Raw genomic sequence first — 17594 nt, 5'->3', positions numbered from 1 at the left:
CCCTGGCTTCATGGCCCGGGCCCGGAAAAGACGGCGGGGCAGGCCCTGGAAGAGGCCCGCCCCGCGATGAGACAAGAAACGGCGGAAGAGGACTACTTCTTCGCCGGGGCCTTGGCCGCGGCCGCCGCGGGGGCCTTCGCGTCGCCCGCCTTCGCGTCGCCCGCCTTGGCCGCCGCAGGGGCCGCCGCGGCGGCAGCCGCCGGGGCCGCCTCCGCCGCTTCCGGCGCGGAGAGGACGGCGATGGTGTAGTTGACGTGCGTCTTCACCGACACGCCGTCGGGGAGCTTCACGTCGTTCACGTGGATGGCTTCCGCGATCTTCAGGTTGGTGACGTCCACTTCAATCTGGAGCGGGATGGCGCCGGGGAGCGCCCAGACCTCCAGGTTGCGGCGGATCTGCGTGAGCAGACCGCCGTCCGCCACGCCCGCGGCCTTGCCGGTGAGGACGACGGGCAGGTTCACCTTCACCTGGTCGTTGTCGCGCACGGCGATGAAGTCCGCGTGCAGGATGTCCCGGGTGAGCGGGTCCATCTGGTAGTCCTTCAGCAGGACCTGCTGATCATTGCCGGCCAGCTTCAGCTGGATGAGCGTGTTCAGCTTGTGCGGGGTGTTGATGGCCGTGCGGATGGCCTTCGGGTCCACGGAGATGTGCAGCGGCGCCTTCAGGTGCTTGCCGTAGACGACCGCGGGAACCTGACCCGAGGCGCGCAGGCGGCGGGCAACGCCCTTGCCGGAACCTTCACGCGCCTTGGCTTCGAGGGAGCTCTTGTCGGTGGCCATGGAGAATCTCTCTTTTCAGTGGGGACTGCGGTGTCACCGGCCCGTCGGGCATCCTCGGCATCCCACCCCCATGGTGGGCCCCGAAGACGATGCCCGGGCCTGCGAAGCCCGTGGAACCGGTGGAGGTGGCCGGACATGCCAGCCCCCGGGGTGTGCCGTCAAGCCGCCCGGCGAACGGGCGGCCCCGCCGCTAGACGAACAGCGAGCTCAGCGAGTCCGCGCGGTGGATGCGCGCGATGGCCTCGCCGAAGAGGGCGTCGGTCTGGAGGGCGCGGATCTTCGGGCAGGCCTTCGCGGCGGGCGCCAGCGGCACCGTGTCCGTGAAGACGACCTCCTCCAGCACGGAGTCGGTGATGCGCTGGATGGCCGGGCCGGACAGGATGGGGTGCACGGCGTAGGCGAGCACCCGGCGCGCGCCCTTGTCCTTCAGCGCGGCGGCCGCCTGGGCGAGCGTGCCCGCGGTGTCCACCATGTCGTCCACCAGGATGGCGTCCTTGCCCTTCACGTCGCCAATGAGGTTCATCACCTCCGACGCGTTGGGGCGCGGCCGGCGCTTGTCGATGATGGCCAGCCCCGTGTTCAGCCGCTTGGAGTAGGCGCGCGCGCGCTCCACGCCCCCCGCGTCCGGGCTCACGATGACGACGTCGTTGGGCTCCGGGAAGCGCTTGCGCATGTCCTCCAGGAACACCGGCGAACCGTAGAGGTGGTCCGAGGGCATGTTGAAGAAGCCCTGGATCTGCCCGGCGTGCATGTCCATGGACACCACCCGGTTGACCCCCGCGACCTCCAGCAGGTCCGCCACCAGCTTGGCGGTGATGGGCGTGCGGGCCGCCACCTTCCGGTCCTGCCGCGCGTACCCGTAGTACGGCATCACGGCGGTGATGGAGCCAGCGCTCGCCCGCTTGAGGGCGTCGCACATGATCAACAGCTCCATCAGGTGATGGTTCGTCGGAGGGCAGGTGGACTGGACGATGAACACGTCCTGTCCCCGTACGTTCTCGCCGATCTCGACGTGGATCTCCCCGTCGGAGAAGGAGTCCACCGTCGCCTTGCCCAACGGGCGCTGGAGGTACTCGCAGATGCGCTGCGCCAACGCCGGGTTGGAGTTCCCGGCGAACACCTTGAAGTCACGCGGCTGCTGCATGGGGGCGCTGACTAACCCGTGCGAGCCTCGAAGGGAAGATCGTTAGTCGAGTTCCGCTGCCACCGGGCCGAGCGTCCCGCTCTGCGCCTGGTGAAGGTGTTTCTCGTACTCAATGAGGATGACCCGCTCCATCTGGCTGCGGGTGTCCGCGTTCAGCGGATGGGCGATGTCCTTGTACGTCCCGTCCTTCCGCTTTTTCGCGGGCATCGCGATGAAAAGCCCGGTGGAGCCGTGGATCACCTTCAAGTCGCGCACGACGAAGCAGTGATCCAAGGTGATGGTGACGTACGCCTTGAGCTTATCCTCTTCGACCGGAAACACCCGGACGTCGGTGATGTTCATGGTCCCCCCCCGAACCTGGAAGGCCGGAGCTACGGGGAAGCCTGGGACAGACCGACGGTGAAAAGCAAGCACCCCCTACCTGATGCACCGGGTGACCGTTCACTGGCCACCCTGCCGCTATGCCCCGGAGGGCCAATGACTCACCAGGTGGGCAAGGAACGCCAGATGGTAGACGACGATGATGGCGTAGACGACGGCGCCCGCGCGGATGGCGAAGCGGCTGGCCTTGAGCCGGCGGTGCAGGCACAGCAGGCACAGCCCCGCGTTCACGATGAGCAGCTTGGAGAACATGAAGAGCAGCGGTGACTGCTCATACGCCACGCGCATCACCGGGTTGAGCTCCTCCGCCACCCCCAGCTGGAGGAAGAGCAGGGTGAAGAGCCCATCCATCAGGTTCAGCATCAGCAGCGCCACCGACGCTGGTGAGGTGTAGAAAGAAGCCCCCTGCGACCAAGTGCCTGCCTGAACCTCTTCCGCCGTCGCCGCCACGCCCGACCCCCTTGTTCCCGTCCGTGCTGCCCGGGGGAAGGGCTATACAAATCCCTTGCCAGCACTTCCGGGGTTGTCCGGGAGCAGCCGGGCAGGCGGGGGGGCCGGGGGGCTTGCCGGGCGGGAAACGAAATTGACGGGATGAAGGCCGTGGCCGAGATTGGCCCCGATTCCGCCCCTCCCCGACGAGCGTCCCTTGCATCAATTCCCCAAAGATATCGGGTGGATAGAGGTTATTTGCGGTTCGATGTTCTCCGGCAAGACGGAGGAGTTGATCCGCCGCGTCAAGCGCGCGCTGTACGGCCGGCAGAAGGTGCGGGTGTTCAAACCCCGCATCGACACCCGCTATGACGAAACGCAGGTGGTGAGCCACTCCCAGTTGAAATTGACGTCCCTGCCCATCGAGAGGGCTGAAGAAATTTTCCGACACCTGTCCCCCGACACGCAGGTGGTGGGCATTGACGAGGTGCAGTTCCTGGGCGGCGAGGTGGTGCAGGTGTGCGAGGCGCTCGCCCAGCGGGGCCTGCGCGTCATCTGCGCGGGACTGGACCAGGACTACCAGGGCCGCCCCTTCGAACCGATGCCGCAGCTGATGGCGGTGGCGGAGTACGTGACGAAGGAGCTGGCCATCTGCGCGGTCTGCGGCAATCCCGCCAACCGTTCACAGCGCATCATTGGAAGCGAGGAGCGGGTGGTGGTGGGCGCCTCGGGCGCCTACGAGCCGCGCTGCCGCAAGTGTCATGTGGCGGAACCCGCGGAGGCGAGCCCTCCCCAGACGCTGAAGCTGTTCGACTGAAAGCCCCCTTCCGCCAGACGCCGGAGCCTTCCGATGCGGGACACCCTGTACGCGAACGTACCCTTCAAGCTGAATGAGATGACCCACCACTATGGGCCGCACGTGCACCTGGTGGGGAACCCGTTCCTTCTCTCCCAGCTGGCCACGCTGTGCGCCAAGGGCACGCTCCAGCCGCAGATCAACCGGCTGGTGGAGCAGCTCTACGCGGACCTGGTGAAGACGGTCATCAACGCGGAGTTCCCGCGCAAGATGGTGACGATCCCCACGCGGATGATCGACTCCACGCCCCTGGGCATCTACCAGGGCGAGGTGGTGGATCCCCAGCTGCGCGTGGTGACGGTGAACATCGCGCGGGCGGGCACGCTGCCGTCGCAGGTGACGTACGACCTGCTCAACTTCACGGTGGACCCCTCCCTGGTGCGCCAGGACCACATCATCATGAGCCGGATGATCGACGCGGCCCAGTCCGTGGTGGGGTCGGAGATTGGGGGCGCGAAGATTGGCGGGGACGTGGATGACGCGTTCGTGCTCTTCCCGGACCCCATGGGCGCCACGGGTGGCAGCCTGTCCACGGCCATCCAGCTCTACAAGACGAAGGTGCCCGGGCGGGCCCGGCGCATCATCACGCTCCACCTCATCGTCACGCCGGAGTACCTGCGCCGGATGACGACGGAGCACCCGGACGTCATCATCTACGCGCTCCGGCTGGACCGCGGCCTGTCCCCTCCGGAGGTGTTCGGCACCGCGCCGGGCCTGCTCTGGGACAAGGAGCGGGGCCTGGATGACCGGCAGTACATCGTCCCCGGCGGCGGCGGCTTCGGGGAGATCATGAACAACGCCTACGTGTAGAGAGGGAGTTCCCGGTGACGTTCCACGAGAAGGATGTCGGTGTCCTGATTTCCGAGGAGGCCGTGCAAACGCGCGTGAAGGAGCTGGGCGCGCAGATCACCCGCGACTACCAGGGCAAGGAGCTGACGCTCATCTGCGTGCTCAAGGGCTCCGCGTTCTTCGCCATCGACCTGGCGCGCGCCATCGACCTGCCGCTCACGCTGGAGTTCCTGGGCGTGTCCAGCTACCACGGCGGCACGGAGACCACGGGCGAGGTGCGCATCACCACGGACGTGTCCAAGCCCATGGCGGGCAAGCACCTGCTCATCATCGAGGACATCATCGACACGGGGCTCACCATGAGCTTCCTCCTGGAGAACCTCCAGGCGCGCCACCCCGCGTCGCTCAAGCTGTGCTCGTTGCTGGAGAAGCCCTCGCGCGCCCGGACCCAGGTGCACATCGACTACAAGGGCTTCGTCATCGACGACCACTTCGTCGTCGGGTACGGCCTGGACTACGGCGAGAAGTACCGGAACCTGCCCTTCATCGGCATCTGGAAGAACCCCTGAGCCGCCCGGGCCCCTGAATGCGCCGTGTCCCGCCTTCGCGCGGGGCCAGCGCAAGGGGCCGTTGGCTGCCTGGGCGTCCCTCCCCGAGGGGTGGGGGCCTTGAGACTCCGAGGGCCTTGTCCACGCGCCGCAGTGCGGCCGTGTCGAAGGCCCATGCATGATTCACGACAGACGGGTGCGCAGCATCTCCTTCGGACATCCATGACGCCGAGGGACGGCTTGCGCCCGTCCGGGACGGTCCCGGAAGCGCACAGCCCCTGACTGCGTGAGGAGGCTGTGCATGCAAGAGGAGAAAGTGAGGGTCGCCCGGACGGCGCCCTCGAGTGGCGATGCGATGCAGAAGTACCTGGCGGAGCTGGTGGGTACCTTCGTGCTGGTGCTCGGCGGCGTCGGGGCGGCGGTGCTGGCGGGCGACCGCATCGGCTTCCTGGGCGTGTCCTTCGCCTTCGGCCTGTCGCTGCTGGCGATGGTCTACACCATTGGCCCCATCTCCGGCTGCCACGTGAACCCCGCGGTGACGGTGGGCCTGCTGATGGCGGGCAAGTTCGACCGGCGTCATGCCGCGGGCTACATCATCGCGCAGTGCGTGGGGGCCATCCTCGCGGCGGGCCTGGTGCTGCTCATCGCGAAGGGCGCGCCGGGGGGATACTCCGCGAGCGCGCAGGGGCTGGGCAGCAACGGCTATGGGGCGGCGTCGCCCGAGGGGTACGGCGGCGGCGCGGCCTTCCTGGCGGAGGTGGCGCTCACCTTCCTGCTGGTGCTGACGGTGCTGGGGGCCACGGATTCGCGCGCGCCCGTGGGCTTCGCGGGCCTGGCCATCGGTCTGGTGCTGACGCTCATCCACCTGGTGGGCATCCCCATCACCAACACCTCGGTGAACCCCGCCCGCAGCCTGGGCCCGGCCCTCTTCGCGGGAGGCGCCGCGTTGGGGCAGTTGTGGATGTTCATCATCGCGCCCCTCTTGGGCGCGGCCTTCGCGTCGGCGGTGTACCGCCTGGTGAACCGCCCGGCGGTGGAGATCACCACCACGCGCGCGGAGCAGGCGACCCTGGAGGAGCGCAGGGAGCGGCTGGGCCGGCGCGACGTCGAGCACCCCGTCTAGGGCGCATCGTGGAGCGCTGAAGCACGAAGGCCGTGCCTCGCGCTGTTCTCGCGGGGCACGGCCCTTGTCTTGTCGCGGGGGAGGGAGGCCTAGAAGGCGGCGTCGAAGACGACGTCGTTCGCGGCGCCCACGCCCACGGCCACCTGGTAGGAGGACACGCGGCGCTCGAAGAAGTTGGTGAGCTCCTGCACGTCCTGCAGGTCCATGAAGTGCAGCGGGTTCTTGGTGTGGAAGACGGGGCTCATGCCCAGCATCTGGAGGCGCTGGTCGGCCACGTACTCCAGGTAGCCGCGCATCTCCTGCACGGAGAGGCCGGCGACGCCGCCGCTCAGCAGGTCCTGGGCGAACTGCGTCTCGCACTCCACGGCCTCGCGCAGCATCTGCACCACGTCCTTCTCCAGGCCCGCGTCGAAGAGCTCCGGCTCCTCCTTGCGCGCGGTCTGGATGGCCTCGAAGGCGAAGGCCATGTGGGCGCTCTCGTCGCGGAACACCCAGTTGGTGCCCGCGGCCAGCCCGTTGAGCAGCCCCTTGCTGCGCAGGAAGTACACGTACGCGAAGGCCGCGAAGAAGAAGAGGCCTTCGATGCAGCCCGCGAAGCAGATGAGGTTCAGCAGGAACTGCTTGCGGTCCGAGCGCGAGCGCACCTGATCCAACGCCTGGATGCTGTCCATCCACTTCATGCAGAAGCGCGCCTTGCGCTGGATGGACGGGATGTTGTCCACCGCGGCGAAGGCCTTGGCGCGCTCGGCCGGGTCCGGCACGTAGCTGTCCAGCAGCGTCAGGTAGAACTGGACGTGCAGGGCCTCCTCGTAGAGCTGGCGCGACAGGTACATGCGCGCTTCGGGCGCGTTCAGGTGCTTGTAGAGGTTGAGCACCAGGTTGTTGCCGACGATGGAGTCGCCCGTGGCGAAGAAGGCCACCAGCCGGTGGATGAGGTGACGCTCCGCGTCCGTCATCTTCGAGCGCAGGTCCACCAGGTCCGTGGAGAAGTCGATCTCCTCCACGGTCCAGGTGTTCTTGATGGCGTTGCGGTACATCTCGAAGAAGACGGGATACGCCATGGGGCGCAGCGTCAGGTTCATTCCCGGGTCGAGCAGCATGGCTTCGGCGACTCCCTTACGAAGGACGGATGGGGCGGAAGGAGGGCGGGGCGCGCGGCTACTGGCACGCCTCGCACGCCTCGGGGTTCTCCAGCGAGCACGCCACGGCCTCGGCCTCCGCGGTGACGACCTGCGACACCACCGGCGCGGGCGCGGCGGCAATCGTCGGGCCGCCCTGTCCCACGGTGGCCTTGGCGATGCGGGTCGCCGGGCGCGAGCGCAGGTAGTACGTCGTCTTCAGCCCCTTCTGCCACGCGTAGAAGTACATCGAGGACAGCTTCCCGATGTTCGGCGTCTCCACGAACAGGTTGAGCGACTGGCTCTGGTCGATGAAGGCGCCCCGGTCCGCGCCCATGTCCAGCAGCGAGCGCATGGGGACCTCCCACGCGGTGCGGTAGATGGCGCGCAGCTCCTCCGGCAGCTCCGTCAGGTCCTGCACGCTGCCTTCGGCCATCTTGATGCGGTTGCGCGTGCTCTCGTTCCAGAGGCCCAGCTGCTGGAGGTCGCGCACCAGGTAGCGGTTCACCTGGAGGAAGTCGCCGGACAGCGTCTCGCGCTTGAAGAGGTTGGACACCTGCGGCTCGATGCACTCGTAGCAGCCGGCGATGGACGCGATGGTGGCCGTGGGCGCGATGGCGATCATCAGCGAGTTGCGCAGGCCCACCTTCATGATGCGCGAGCGCAGGGCGTCCCAGCGCAGGGTGTCCTCCGGCACGATGCCCCAGCTGTCGAACTGGAGCTCGCCCTTGGCCGCGCGCGTCTCCGGGAAGGCCGGGTGCGCGCCGAACTGCTCCGCCAGGTCGGAGGAGGTGACGAGCGCCGCGTAGTAGATCTCCTCGGAGATCTTCTTGGACAGGTTGCGCGCCTCCACGGAGTCGAAGGGCAGGCGCAGCTGGAAGAAGACGTCCTGGAGGCCCATCAGGCCCAGGCCCACCGGGCGCCAGCGGCGGTTGGAGTCCGCGGCGGTGGGGATGGGGTAGTAGTTGAGGTCGATGACGCGGTCCAACTGCTTGAGCGCGAGCATCGCGTTGGAGCGCAGCAGGTCGAAGTCGAACTTCCCGTCCTTCACCATGCGGCCCAGGTTGAGCGACCCCAGGTTGCACACCGCCGTCTCACCCTGGCTCGTGACCTCCAGGATTTCGGTGCAGAGGTTGGACAGGTGGATGACGTTGCCCGGCTGGCCCGTCTGGTTGCACTTGCGGTTGGAGATGTCCTTGAAGGTCATCCAGCCGTTGCCCGTCTGGGCCAGCACCTTCATCATCCGCGCGTACAGGTCGCGCGCCTTCACCTTGCGCACGGCCTGACCCTGCGCCTCGGCCTCCGCGTAGGCCTTCTCGAAGGCGTCGCCGAAGAGGTCGGTGAGGTGGGGCACGCCCTTCGGGTCGAAGAGGCTCCACTCCTGGTCGGCCTCCACGCGGCGCATGAACAGGTCCGGCACCCAGTTGGCCAGGTTCAGGTTGTGCGCGCGGCGGGCCTCGTCACCGGTGTTGTCGCGCAGCTCGAGGAAGTCCTCGATGTCCGCGTGCCACGTCTCCAGGTACACGCAGCACGCGCCCTTGCGCTTGCCGCCCTGGTTCACCGCCGCCACGGACGCGTCCAGCGTCTTGAGCCACGGGACGATGCCGTTGGAGTGGCCGTTGGTGGACTTGATCAGCGAGCCGCGCGCGCGCACGCGGTGGTACGCCACGCCGATGCCGCCGGAGAACTTCGACAGCATCGCGATGTCCGAATACTTCTTGTAGATGGCGTCCAGCTCATCCGCCGGCGAGTCCAGCAGGAAGCAGCTGGAGAGCTGCTCGTGGCGCGTGCCGGAGTTGAACAGGGTGGGGGAGCTGGGCAGGTACTCCAGCGAGCTGAACAGGCGGTAGAGCTCGATGGCCTCGCGCGCGTTGTCGCCGGAGAGCGCGCACGCCACGCGGAGGAAGAAGTCCTGCGGCGTCTCGATGACCTCGCGGGTCTGCGGGTTCTTGAGCAGGTAGCGGTCGTAGACGGTGCGCAGGCCGAAGTACTCGAAGAGGTCGTTGCGGACCGGATCGATGGCGGCGTTGAGCTTGCGCGCGTTGGCCTGGACGAAGGTGAGCAGGCGGTCCGCGATGAGGCCGTGCTTGTGGCCCGCGGCGACGGACTGGCTGAAGGACTGGATGTCCTGGTTGCTGACCTCCTTCTGGATGAAGGTGGAGAGCAGGCGCGCGGAGAGCCGGGCGTACTCGGGCTCCTCCACGATGAGGGCCGCCGCGGTCTGGATGGACAGGCTGTCCAGCTCGCGCGTGGTGGCGCCGTCATACAGGCCGCTGATGGTCTTCGTGGCCACGCGCATCACGTCCACGCGCGACAGGCCCACGCAGGACTTGCCCACCGCGCGGACGATCTTGTTCAGGTCCACCGACTCCGCCGTGCCGTTGCGCTTCTTCACCCGCATCGTGGTGGCGAAGTCGCTCACGGCCGCCGCGGCCTGCGTGGCGGGCGCCACGGTGACGGAGTCGGGGGGCGGCGAGGCAACGGCGGTCGGCTTCAAGGGCGTCTGGACGGTCACGGGCGTCTCACTTCCAAAGCAAGGCAATGGCGTAGCCATCAGGACGAATCAGACCGTCCTGGTCGGGGCGGACAGCCCCCGTTGGCATGACTTGGCGGTGTGGGGATGGGGACTGACGGGCGATCAGGGCCCGAGGGCTTGGCGACAACAGTCCGACATGTAGTGATTTGTGAGGCAAAAGTGTGTGTCGCGCAAGAAAACCACACTGCCTCCAGGTCTTGGGTGCGGCCCCCCGGAACCCCGGGTGACCGCTCGGCGGCCCACAAGCTATGGGGGGGCATCCAGTGTGTCAACGCTAGATCCTGTGGGCGGCTGCCTGAACCGTCGGATCGATGCTTGCAATCTATGATCACGTACGGGGACGGTTTTCGACGTTTGGCGGCGGACATTTCCGTGTCACGAAAGGGGGGTCCAGCCGCGTGTTTTTCATGGGGTCATCCAACCCCTCAAGATCAGGGCAGGGGCCCCGCATCGGGGGTTGGGCCGGCCGCCGGGGGCTGCGCCGCGGTGTCACCGGAGGGTGACGAGGGGCGCTGCGGGGGGGCGGGTGCTACAGGGCTGTTGTCCGGGGCGCTGTCGGTATGGACGGCGCGGCGCAGGGCCTCTTCCAGGTCGCGGGCGGAGGGGCCCACGGTGGTGAGCATCTGGTTGGCGGCGCGCGCGTGGCGGTTCTCGGTCTCCGAGGCGAGCTTGAGCTGGGCGAGCCCCTCGGACACGAGGCGGCGGGCGTCCTCCAGCTTCTGGCGGGCCTGGTAGAAGGCGACGTCGGTGAGCATGGACTGGAGGCTGCGGCGCTGCTCTTCGGTGATGCCGGAGAGCTTCTCCGCGCGGCGCAGGTAATAGAGGCCGCGCTCCACCTTTGCGGGCTCGCCGGAGGCGATGCGCGGGCGGGCCAGGGTCTCCAGGAGGGGGAAGAGGGCGCGGTCCAGGTCGTCGCGGTCGGTGAACTTCTGCTGCGTCAGCAGGGTGACGTCCTGGCCTTCCAGGGGAATGGGGGCATAGGCGTCCGCGAGGCGCGGGTCGCCGGGGCGGTAGGCGGCGGCCCCGGTGGGCAGGGCGCGGCCCTTCATCACCGCGAGCTCGCCGTTCTCCTGCACGACGGTGAACGTGCGCGCGTTGAGCTGGCCCAGGAGGAAGACGACGCCGCCGCCCAGGCCGAGGATGACGAGGAAGACGAGCAGGCGGGTGAAGGTGCGGCGGGCCCGGTAGCCGAATCCCTGCGGTGAATGGGTGGTCATGTCGCCTGCCCTCCGGTCGGACGGGCGGTGCGCCTGTCCTGGTTGCTGGCCCTTAACTTGGGGCCTCCTGGGGCGACGGTATACTCCCGTGCCCGGAACAGACTCTTGCAATCCACATTTCGTCGCATGGGGCCCAGCGAACTGCTGCCCCGCTACATCTTCGCGGAGAGCCTGTTCGCGCGACGTCGCGTGCTCGAGGTCGATGCCGTGGCGTCCACGGGGGGCGAGAGCGCCCGCTTCCTGGTGGAGCGTGGCGCGCGCACCGTGGTGGCGTGCGACGCGGACGTGGAGGCGGTGGAGGCGGCGCAGAAGGCCCACGCGCACCCGCAGCTGCGCTTCCGCGCCAACGTCTACGACGACCTGGAGCCGGCGAGCTTCGACCTGGTGCTGGTGACGGACCTGGCGCCCTACGTGCGCGCGCCGGAGCTCCTGGCGGAGCTGGCGCGGCTGGTGGCGCGGCAGGGCTTCCTGGTGGGCGGCCTGCGCAACATCGCGGGGCTGGCGCTGCCGCAGTTGGTGGATCCCGATGAGCCGGTGCCGCCCACGTACGGGCAGCTCCTGGACGCGCTGTCGGCGCACTTCCCTCATGTGGAGGTGGCCACGCAGTCGCCGGTGCTGGGCTACCAGCTGGCGTTCGAGCGCGGGGAGGGGCTGCAGGTGGATGGCTCGCTGGTGCGGCACAGCGAGGCGGCGTACTTCGTGGTGATGGCGGGCCTGGAGCCGGCGCGGGTGGTGGACCCCACGTGGGTGCAGCTGCCGCCGGAGCCGCTGGCCTACACCCGCGGCAAGCTGGACGCGGTCGCTGCTCGGGCGAAGGCGTGGGAGGAGCGGACGGAGCGGCTGAAGGAGGTCGTCTCCCGGCTGCGCGCGGAGGTGGGCGACCGCGAGGCGGAGGTGGTGGCGCTCAAGCCAGCGCTGGAGGGCGCGCGGCAGGACATGGCGCGGCTGACCGCGCAGCTGGAGCACGCCCGGGGCACGGTGGAGTCCGCGCGCGAGCGGGATGACCTGAGCAGCCGCCTGCGGCGCCGTGAGCTGGAGTTGCAGGTCGCGACCGAGCGGATCGCGGACGCGGACCGGAGGCTGACGGCGCAGCGGCTGGAGGTGGAGGCGTCGCAGCGCGCGCAGGCGGACGCGGGCGTGCAGGTGCTGGCGGCCCAGGAGTCGCTGCGGCTGGAGCGGGCGCGGCGCGAGGAGACGGCGGCGTCGCTGGACGAGTCCCGCGAGCGGCTGACGCAGGCGTACACGGAGCTGCGCACGCTCCAGGACGAGCTGGGGGCGCTGCGCATCGACCGCGAGCGGGACCGGCTGGCGGCGGAGCGCGCCCAGGACGGAGCCGAGGACCGGCGCCGGCAGGCGGAGGCGGCCCGCGAGCGGGAGCTGCGCATCGCGGAGCAGTATTCGACGGCGCTCGCGGCGGTGGAGCACCTGAAGGCGGAGCTGGCGCGCGCGCAGGACTCCGCGCGGACGGCGGGCGACGCGGTGCCGGTGAAGGAGGCGGAGCTGGCGCGCGCTCGCCGGGAGCTCGCCGAGGCGCAGCAGCGGATGCACTCCGCCGAAGGGGCGCGAAAGGACGCGGAAGGGCGGCTCTCGGAGCGCGAGGCGGCGCTTCGCGGGTTGGAGACGGAGCTGGCCGCGGCCCGGGAGGCCGAAGCGCGGCTGCGGCGGGAGCTGGACGGGCGCGCGCAGGGAGAGTCCGCGGCGCGGGCGCTGGCGGCGCGGCTGGAGGAGGAGCTCCATGCGGCCGGGCTTCGCGTGGAGGCGCTGGAGGCGGAGCAGCAGCGGGTGGAGTCCGCGCAGCACGTCGCGGGACAGCGGCTGGTGGCGGCGGAGACGGAGCGCGTCCGGGTGGAGGCCGCGCTCGTCCAGGCCATCGACGCGGAGCGCGCCCAGGCCCAGGCGCGGTTGGAGGAGGCGCTGGCGCAGGCTCGCGCCGAGGCCGACGAGCGGGTGACGAACGCGCTGGCTGTCGCGCACTCCGACGCGGATTCGCGGCAGGAGCGCGCGCTGGAGGAGGCTCGCGAGCAGGAGGCGTCGCGGCTCGCTCGCGCGTTGGGGGAAGCCCGCGCGGAGGAGGAGGCGCGACTCGAGCGGGCCCTGGCGGACGCGCGTGAAGCCGTGGAGGCGGAGCGCGACGCGGCGCTGGTGGAGGCTCAGGCGAGCGCGGAGGCGGAGCTCGCGAAGGCGCTGGCGGAGGCTTCGGCCGCGCGCGACGCGGCGCTGGCGGAGGCTCAGGCGAGCGCGGAGGCGGAGCTCGCGAAGGCGCTGGCGGAGGCTTCGGCCGCGCGCGACGCGGCGCTGGCGGAGGCTCAGGCGAGCGCGGAGGCGGAGCTCGCGAAGGCGCTGGCGGAGGCTTCGGCCGCGCGCGACGCGGCGCTGGCGGAGGCTCAGGCGAGCGCGGAGGCGGGACTCGCCAAGGCGCTGGCGGATGCCGCTGCGGATCAGGAGCGGGCGCTGGCGGAAGCGGAGCTTCGTCGGGAGCAGGCGCTCGCCGAGGTCCGGGCCAGTGCGGCGGCCCAGCGGGCCCGTCAGCTCGCGGAGTTCGAGGCCCGCTCGGCGCAGGCACTCTCCGACGCGCGTGCGGACACGGAGTCCTTGCGCGCACGGGAGCTGGCGGAAGCCCGCGCCGAGGCGGAGTCGGAGCGGGTCCGGCAGTTGGAGGAGGCAGAGGTCCGGTCCGCTCGGATGCTCGCGCAGGTGCGTGCCGAGGCGGAAGCGGAGCTGGCTCGTCAGCTGGAAGCGGCGGAGGCTCGCGCGGCCAGCGCCGTCGCGGCCCTGGAAGCCCAGCATGCCCTCGCGCTCACCGAGGCTCGCGCCGACGCGGAGGCGCGGGAGGCTCGCGCCCTGGCCGAGTCGAGCGGTCAGACGGAGCAGGTGCTCACGGACGTGCGCGCCGAGGCGGCTCGGGGCCTCCAGCAAGCACGTGACGAAGCGGATGAACGGCTCGAGCAGGTCCGCTCCGAGGCCCGCGACGCCCTGGCCCGCGAGGTGTGGGAGCACGGGGCGCGGCTCGCGGAGGCGAACCAGGCGCGCGAGGCCGCCGAGGCTCGTGGCGTGGAACTGGAAGCCACGCTCCGTTCACTGCGGCAGGAGCTGACCGACGCGGAAGCCCTGGCGACGCTCATCCAGGACGACCTCACGCGGGAGCAGCAGTCCGGACGCACGACCCAGGAGAAGCTGGACGCGGCCGAGCAGGTCCTCGCGACCGAGCGCACCCAACGGCGGCAAGTGGACGCGGCGCTGGCCTCCGCGGAGGAAGACCTGCGTGCGGTGCGTGAGTCCCTGCTCACCGAACAGGAGCGGGGGGCTCGCTGGGAGGCGCTGCTTGCCGACACCCAGGCTCAGTTGCTGTCGGAGCGCGAACAGCAGGCCCGCGCGCAGGTGGCGCTCGCGAACCTCCAGGAGTCCCTTGACGCTGAGCGGGCCCTGCGCACCCGGCTGGAGGGTTCCGAGTCCTCGTGGAACGAGGCCCAGGGCGCGCTGGAGGCGGATCGGCTCCGGTTGGATGCCGCGCTGGGCGTCGCGCGAACGGTCCTGGAAGAGGAGCGCGCGCAACGCGTCAGGCTGGAGGCGTCATTCGCCCAGCTCCGAGTGGACTCCGCCTCGGAGCTTGAGCAAGAGCGTGCGCGGGCCGAAGCCACGTTGGGCACGATGCGTGACGCCCGCGCCGAACTCGAAGCGGACCTGACGGCGACGCGTGCGGCGCGGCTGTCCACCGAGGTCGCGCTCGAACAGACGCGGCAGACCCTTTCAGAGGTCCAGGCCGCCTTCGCGGAAGCGCAGCGTGGGCATGAAGCCGCGTTGCTGGAGCTGCGGCAGTCGAACGCGGCCGTGTCGGACGTGGCTCAAGGACACGCCCGGGAGCTGGAAGAGGCCCGTATCGCGCTGTCGGATGCGAAGCAGGCGCAGGCCGCCCAGGATGCGGCGGTGCGCGAGCTGCGCGCGGAGCTCACCGAGGCCCAGCGGTCCGAGGTCGAGGCCCTTGCGTCGCTGGATGAAGCCCGAACGCAGGCGTCGCTCGAGCGCGAGTCGCGCGCGAAGGACGAGGCGGCGCTCGCGGAGGCCCGCGAGGCCCTGGCCGCGCTCCGCTCGGAGTGGGACGCGCTGCGTGGGGAGTCCACGGCCCAGGGTGCGCGTCTGGCCGAGGCTGAGCAGGAGTCCCGAGCCCGTGAGGAGGCCCTTCGCGCGAGCCTGGAGTCCGAGCGGCTCACCCTTCGTCATCAGGAGTCCCGGCTCGCGGAGCTGGAAGCGGAGCTCGCGGACAGCCAGACCCGGTTCACCGAGGAGGCCGCGCGCCTCCCCGCGATGCAGCAGGCGCTCGCGGACTCCGAAGCCCGACTCACCTCCGAAACCGCTCGACGGATCTCGCTGGAAGAGACGCTCGCGGCGGCGGAGTCTCAGCGGGCCGAGGAGTCCACTCGCTTCGCCGCGCTGGAGACGGCGCTGTCGGAGGCGGAAGCCCGGCATGCCGCCGCGGCCTCGCGACTGGCTTCGGTGGAACAGTCGCTCGCGGAGGCCGAATCGCGGTGGACCTCCGAGTCCACGCGCCGTGCCGAGCTGGAAGCATCCTTCAAGGAGTCGGAGTCCCGGCTCGCGACCTTCGAACAGTCGCTGGCGGACGCGGAGAAGCGCTCTGCTTCCGAGACTTCCCGCCGCGCCCAGTTGGAAGCCTCGTTGACGGAGGTGGAGTTCCGGCTCGCCGCGGAGACGGCGAACCTGAGCGCGCTCGAGGATTCGCTCGCGCAGGCCGAGGCCGCGCGAAAGAGCGCCGAAGCCCGCCTCGAAGCGGGCTCCCAATCGCAAGACGCGGCCCGTGAGGCCGAAGCCCGGGCGACGCGCCTCACGGAGACCCTGACCGCGCGCGAGCAGGAGCTGCGTGAAGCCAGTGCCCTGCGTGTGTCCATGGAGGCGCAGCTGGAAGGCGCCCACTCTCGAAGCGAGCGTCAGCAGCAGGACCTGGACGAACTGCGCGAGCATCTGGAGCTGAAGGCGCAGGAGTTGACGGCCCTGCGCGCGGAGTCGGCTCAGCTCGCCGCCGCGCACCAGGAGCTGCTGCGGCTGGGGTCCGAACTGCAACGCGCGCACGGCGCGCTGCATGAGCGGAGCCAGCAGGTCGGCCGGTTGGAAGCGGAGCTGGTCGACGCCAGCGACCGGCTCGCCGCCACGCGGGAGCACGCCGAAGTGCTCGTGGTGCAGCTCGAGACCGCGCGTCGCTTCGCGGGCAAGGCCACGAACCTGGAGTCCTCGCTCGAAGGACTGCGCTCCGAGCTGGAGACGGCTCGCGCGGAGACGGCCCGCCTCACGGACGCCGTTCGGACCGGGAGCGAACAGGCCTCCTCGCTCGAGGAACAGCTCTCCCGACGCGACGCCCGGCTCTCCGAGGCTGAGGCCCGGTTCGCCGCGGAGAAGGCGGAGCTGGAGGTTCGCCTCGCGGAGATGACGGCCCAGGCCGGCACCGAGCAGGCGGAGCTGGAGCTGCGCCTCACGGAGGCGCTGAGCAGCGCTGGCACCGACAAGGCCTCGCTGGAGCTGCGCCTCAACGAAGCCCTCGCGCGGGCCGGCCTGGAGAAGGCCGAGATCGAAGCGCGCCTCAACGAAGCCCTCGCGCGGGCCGGCCTGGAGAAGGCTGAGATCGAAGCGCGCCTCAACGAGGCCCTGGCGCGGTCGGGGACGGAGAAGGCCGAACTCGAAGCGCGCCTCAACGAGGCCCTGGCGCGGTCGGGGACGGAGAAGGCCGAACTCGAAGTCCGTCTCTCGGAGGTCACCGCGCAGGCCGGCACGGACCGGGCGGAGCTCGAAGCGCGCCTCGCCGAACTCACCGAACAGGCTGGCTCGGAGCGGACCGCCATCGAAGCGCGTCTCGCGGACGTCACCGCTCGGGCATCGGAGGAGAAGGCCACACTCGAAGCCCGGATCCTGGACCTGTCCGCCCAGGCGCAGGCCGTGCTGGCAGAGCACGACGCCCGGCTCGCGGAGGCCCAGGCTCGCGCCGCGGCCGAACAGGCCGAACTGGAAACCCGCCTCACCCAGTCCGCCGGTCAGACGCGCGACGCGCTCTCCGCGCTGGAGGGCCGCCTCGCCACCGCGCTCGAGGACGCTCGGGCCGGACAGGCCGCGCTGGAGGCCCGTGTGGCCGCCCTGTCCCAGTCCGTGGCTGACGCCGAAGCCCAGGCCCGCCGCGCCGACGCCGAGCGCACCGCGATGGCCTCCGAACGCGAGCGTCTCCAGTCGGACCTGACGGTCGCCCGCGCCGCCCGCGTCCGGCTGGAGGGCCGCACCAACTCGCTGGAGACCGCCGCCACGGACGCCGCGCGCCTGCTGGACGCCGAGCGCGCCGAACGCGACGGGCTCACCACCCGGATCCGCGAACAGCAGGCTCGGCTGGAGGCCCTGGAGACGGAGCGCGAGGCGCTGGTCCAGGCCCTCGAGGAGGCGAAGGCCTCCGCCGCCCAGCCCCCGGAGGCCGTGCTGGAGATGGCCGCGGAGATGGAGGTCCTCCAGGCCCACGTCGAGACCATGCAGGACCAGATCGCCGCCCGAGAGGCCGAGCTGGCCGAGCTGCGCCGCGGCAGTGCACCCGCCGCCCCCGGGGCTTCACGCCGGGCCATGCCCGCCCTGGACGTTCCGTCCGCTCCCAAGAAGGTCGGCGAGCGCGAATAGCGGGCGCCGTCTACACT

Annotated in this window: 12 protein-coding genes; 5 read left to right on the top strand and 7 right to left on the bottom strand. The window is 70.3% G+C overall.

Translation table 11 applies throughout. The annotated features are described in order from the left end of the window. Window positions 1–92 precede the first annotated feature (92 nt). The 4 genes from GTY96_RS30440 to GTY96_RS30425 all read right to left on the bottom strand — a co-directional run bounded on the left by GTY96_RS30440 (window position 93) and on the right by GTY96_RS30425 (window position 2754). Window positions 93–779 carry a 50S ribosomal protein L25/general stress protein Ctc gene (locus GTY96_RS30440; RefSeq protein ID WP_143907379.1) on the bottom strand — a complete coding sequence of 229 codons (687 nt, stop codon included), beginning with the start codon at window positions 777–779 and terminating at the stop codon, window positions 93–95. Window positions 780–969: 190 nt separating this feature from the next. After that, window positions 970–1923 (bottom strand): ribose-phosphate pyrophosphokinase, encoded by a 954-nt coding sequence (locus tag GTY96_RS30435; protein ID WP_143907377.1) that lies wholly within the window; start codon window positions 1921–1923, stop codon window positions 970–972. 42 nt (window positions 1924–1965) lie between these two features. After that, on the bottom strand, window positions 1966–2265 hold the full coding sequence (gene spoVG, locus GTY96_RS30430) for a septation regulator SpoVG (RefSeq protein ID WP_120564020.1): 300 nt from the start codon (window positions 2263–2265) through the stop codon (window positions 1966–1968). A gap of 117 nt (window positions 2266–2382) precedes the next feature. Continuing rightward, a complete protein-coding gene (locus GTY96_RS30425; protein ID WP_143907375.1) occupies window positions 2383–2754 on the bottom strand; it encodes a DUF5658 family protein in 372 nt (123 codons plus the stop codon). A 196-nt stretch (window positions 2755–2950) separates the two neighbouring features. Between GTY96_RS30425 and GTY96_RS30420 the strand changes: the two genes are divergently transcribed. From GTY96_RS30420 to aqpZ, 4 genes are all read left to right on the top strand, one after another. Then, window positions 2951–3550 (top strand): thymidine kinase, encoded by a 600-nt coding sequence (locus GTY96_RS30420; RefSeq protein ID WP_143907374.1) that lies wholly within the window; start codon window positions 2951–2953, stop codon window positions 3548–3550. 33 nt (window positions 3551–3583) lie between these two features. Then, on the top strand, window positions 3584–4399 hold the full coding sequence (locus GTY96_RS30415; protein ID WP_143907371.1) for a uracil phosphoribosyltransferase: 816 nt from the start codon (window positions 3584–3586) through the stop codon (window positions 4397–4399). Window positions 4400–4413: 14 nt separating this feature from the next. Beyond that, window positions 4414–4947, top strand: a complete 534-nt coding sequence (gene hpt / locus GTY96_RS30410) for a hypoxanthine phosphoribosyltransferase (RefSeq protein WP_143907369.1) — start codon at window positions 4414–4416, stop codon at window positions 4945–4947. A 280-nt stretch (window positions 4948–5227) separates the two neighbouring features. After that, window positions 5228–6049 (top strand): aquaporin Z, encoded by an 822-nt coding sequence (aqpZ, locus tag GTY96_RS30405; RefSeq protein WP_143907368.1) that lies wholly within the window; start codon window positions 5228–5230, stop codon window positions 6047–6049. Between the two features lie 89 nt (window positions 6050–6138). Here aqpZ and GTY96_RS30400 read toward each other — a convergent pair whose 3' ends face one another. The 3 genes from GTY96_RS30400 to GTY96_RS30390 all read right to left on the bottom strand — a co-directional run bounded on the left by GTY96_RS30400 (window position 6139) and on the right by GTY96_RS30390 (window position 10920). Further along, window positions 6139–7149 (bottom strand): ribonucleotide-diphosphate reductase subunit beta, encoded by a 1011-nt coding sequence (locus GTY96_RS30400; protein ID WP_143907366.1) that lies wholly within the window; start codon window positions 7147–7149, stop codon window positions 6139–6141. Between the two features lie 58 nt (window positions 7150–7207). Beyond that, entirely contained in the window at window positions 7208–9721 is a 2514-nt protein-coding gene (locus GTY96_RS30395; protein WP_407926989.1) for a ribonucleoside-diphosphate reductase subunit alpha, read from the bottom strand. A gap of 413 nt (window positions 9722–10134) precedes the next feature. Next, window positions 10135–10920, bottom strand: a complete 786-nt coding sequence (locus tag GTY96_RS30390; RefSeq protein ID WP_143907364.1) for an IF-2 protein — start codon at window positions 10918–10920, stop codon at window positions 10135–10137. A gap of 126 nt (window positions 10921–11046) precedes the next feature. On the opposite strand from GTY96_RS30390, the gene GTY96_RS30385 reads away from it, so the two are divergent. After that, window positions 11047–17577 (top strand): methyltransferase domain-containing protein, encoded by a 6531-nt coding sequence (locus GTY96_RS30385; protein ID WP_161666552.1) that lies wholly within the window; start codon window positions 11047–11049, stop codon window positions 17575–17577. The last annotated feature ends 17 nt before the right edge of the window (window positions 17578–17594 follow it).

Source organism: Corallococcus silvisoli (assembly GCF_009909145.1).
Taxonomy (GTDB): Bacteria; Myxococcota; Myxococcia; order Myxococcales; family Myxococcaceae; genus Corallococcus; species Corallococcus silvisoli.
Note: the sequence above shows the minus strand (reverse complement) of the source record. Positions and strands in the feature narration are given on the sequence as shown.

Coding starts and splice junctions, on each gene's coding strand:
- GTY96_RS30400 (WP_143907366.1), bottom strand. CDS start 7,149: ATGCTGCTCGACCCGGGAATGAACCTGACGCTGCGCCCCATGGCGTAT.
- GTY96_RS30415 (WP_143907371.1), top strand. CDS start 3,584: ATGCGGGACACCCTGTACGCGAACGTACCCTTCAAGCTGAATGAGATG.
- spoVG (WP_120564020.1), bottom strand. CDS start 2,265: ATGAACATCACCGACGTCCGGGTGTTTCCGGTCGAAGAGGATAAGCTC.
- GTY96_RS30385 (WP_161666552.1), top strand. CDS start 11,047: ATGGGGCCCAGCGAACTGCTGCCCCGCTACATCTTCGCGGAGAGCCTG.
- GTY96_RS30440 (WP_143907379.1), bottom strand. CDS start 779: ATGGCCACCGACAAGAGCTCCCTCGAAGCCAAGGCGCGTGAAGGTTCC.
- GTY96_RS30395 (WP_407926989.1), bottom strand. CDS start 9,721: ATGGCTACGCCATTGCCTTGCTTTGGAAGTGAGACGCCCGTGACCGTC.
- GTY96_RS30435 (WP_143907377.1), bottom strand. CDS start 1,923: ATGCAGCAGCCGCGTGACTTCAAGGTGTTCGCCGGGAACTCCAACCCG.
- GTY96_RS30390 (WP_143907364.1), bottom strand. CDS start 10,920: ATGACCACCCATTCACCGCAGGGATTCGGCTACCGGGCCCGCCGCACC.
- aqpZ (WP_143907368.1), top strand. CDS start 5,228: ATGCAAGAGGAGAAAGTGAGGGTCGCCCGGACGGCGCCCTCGAGTGGC.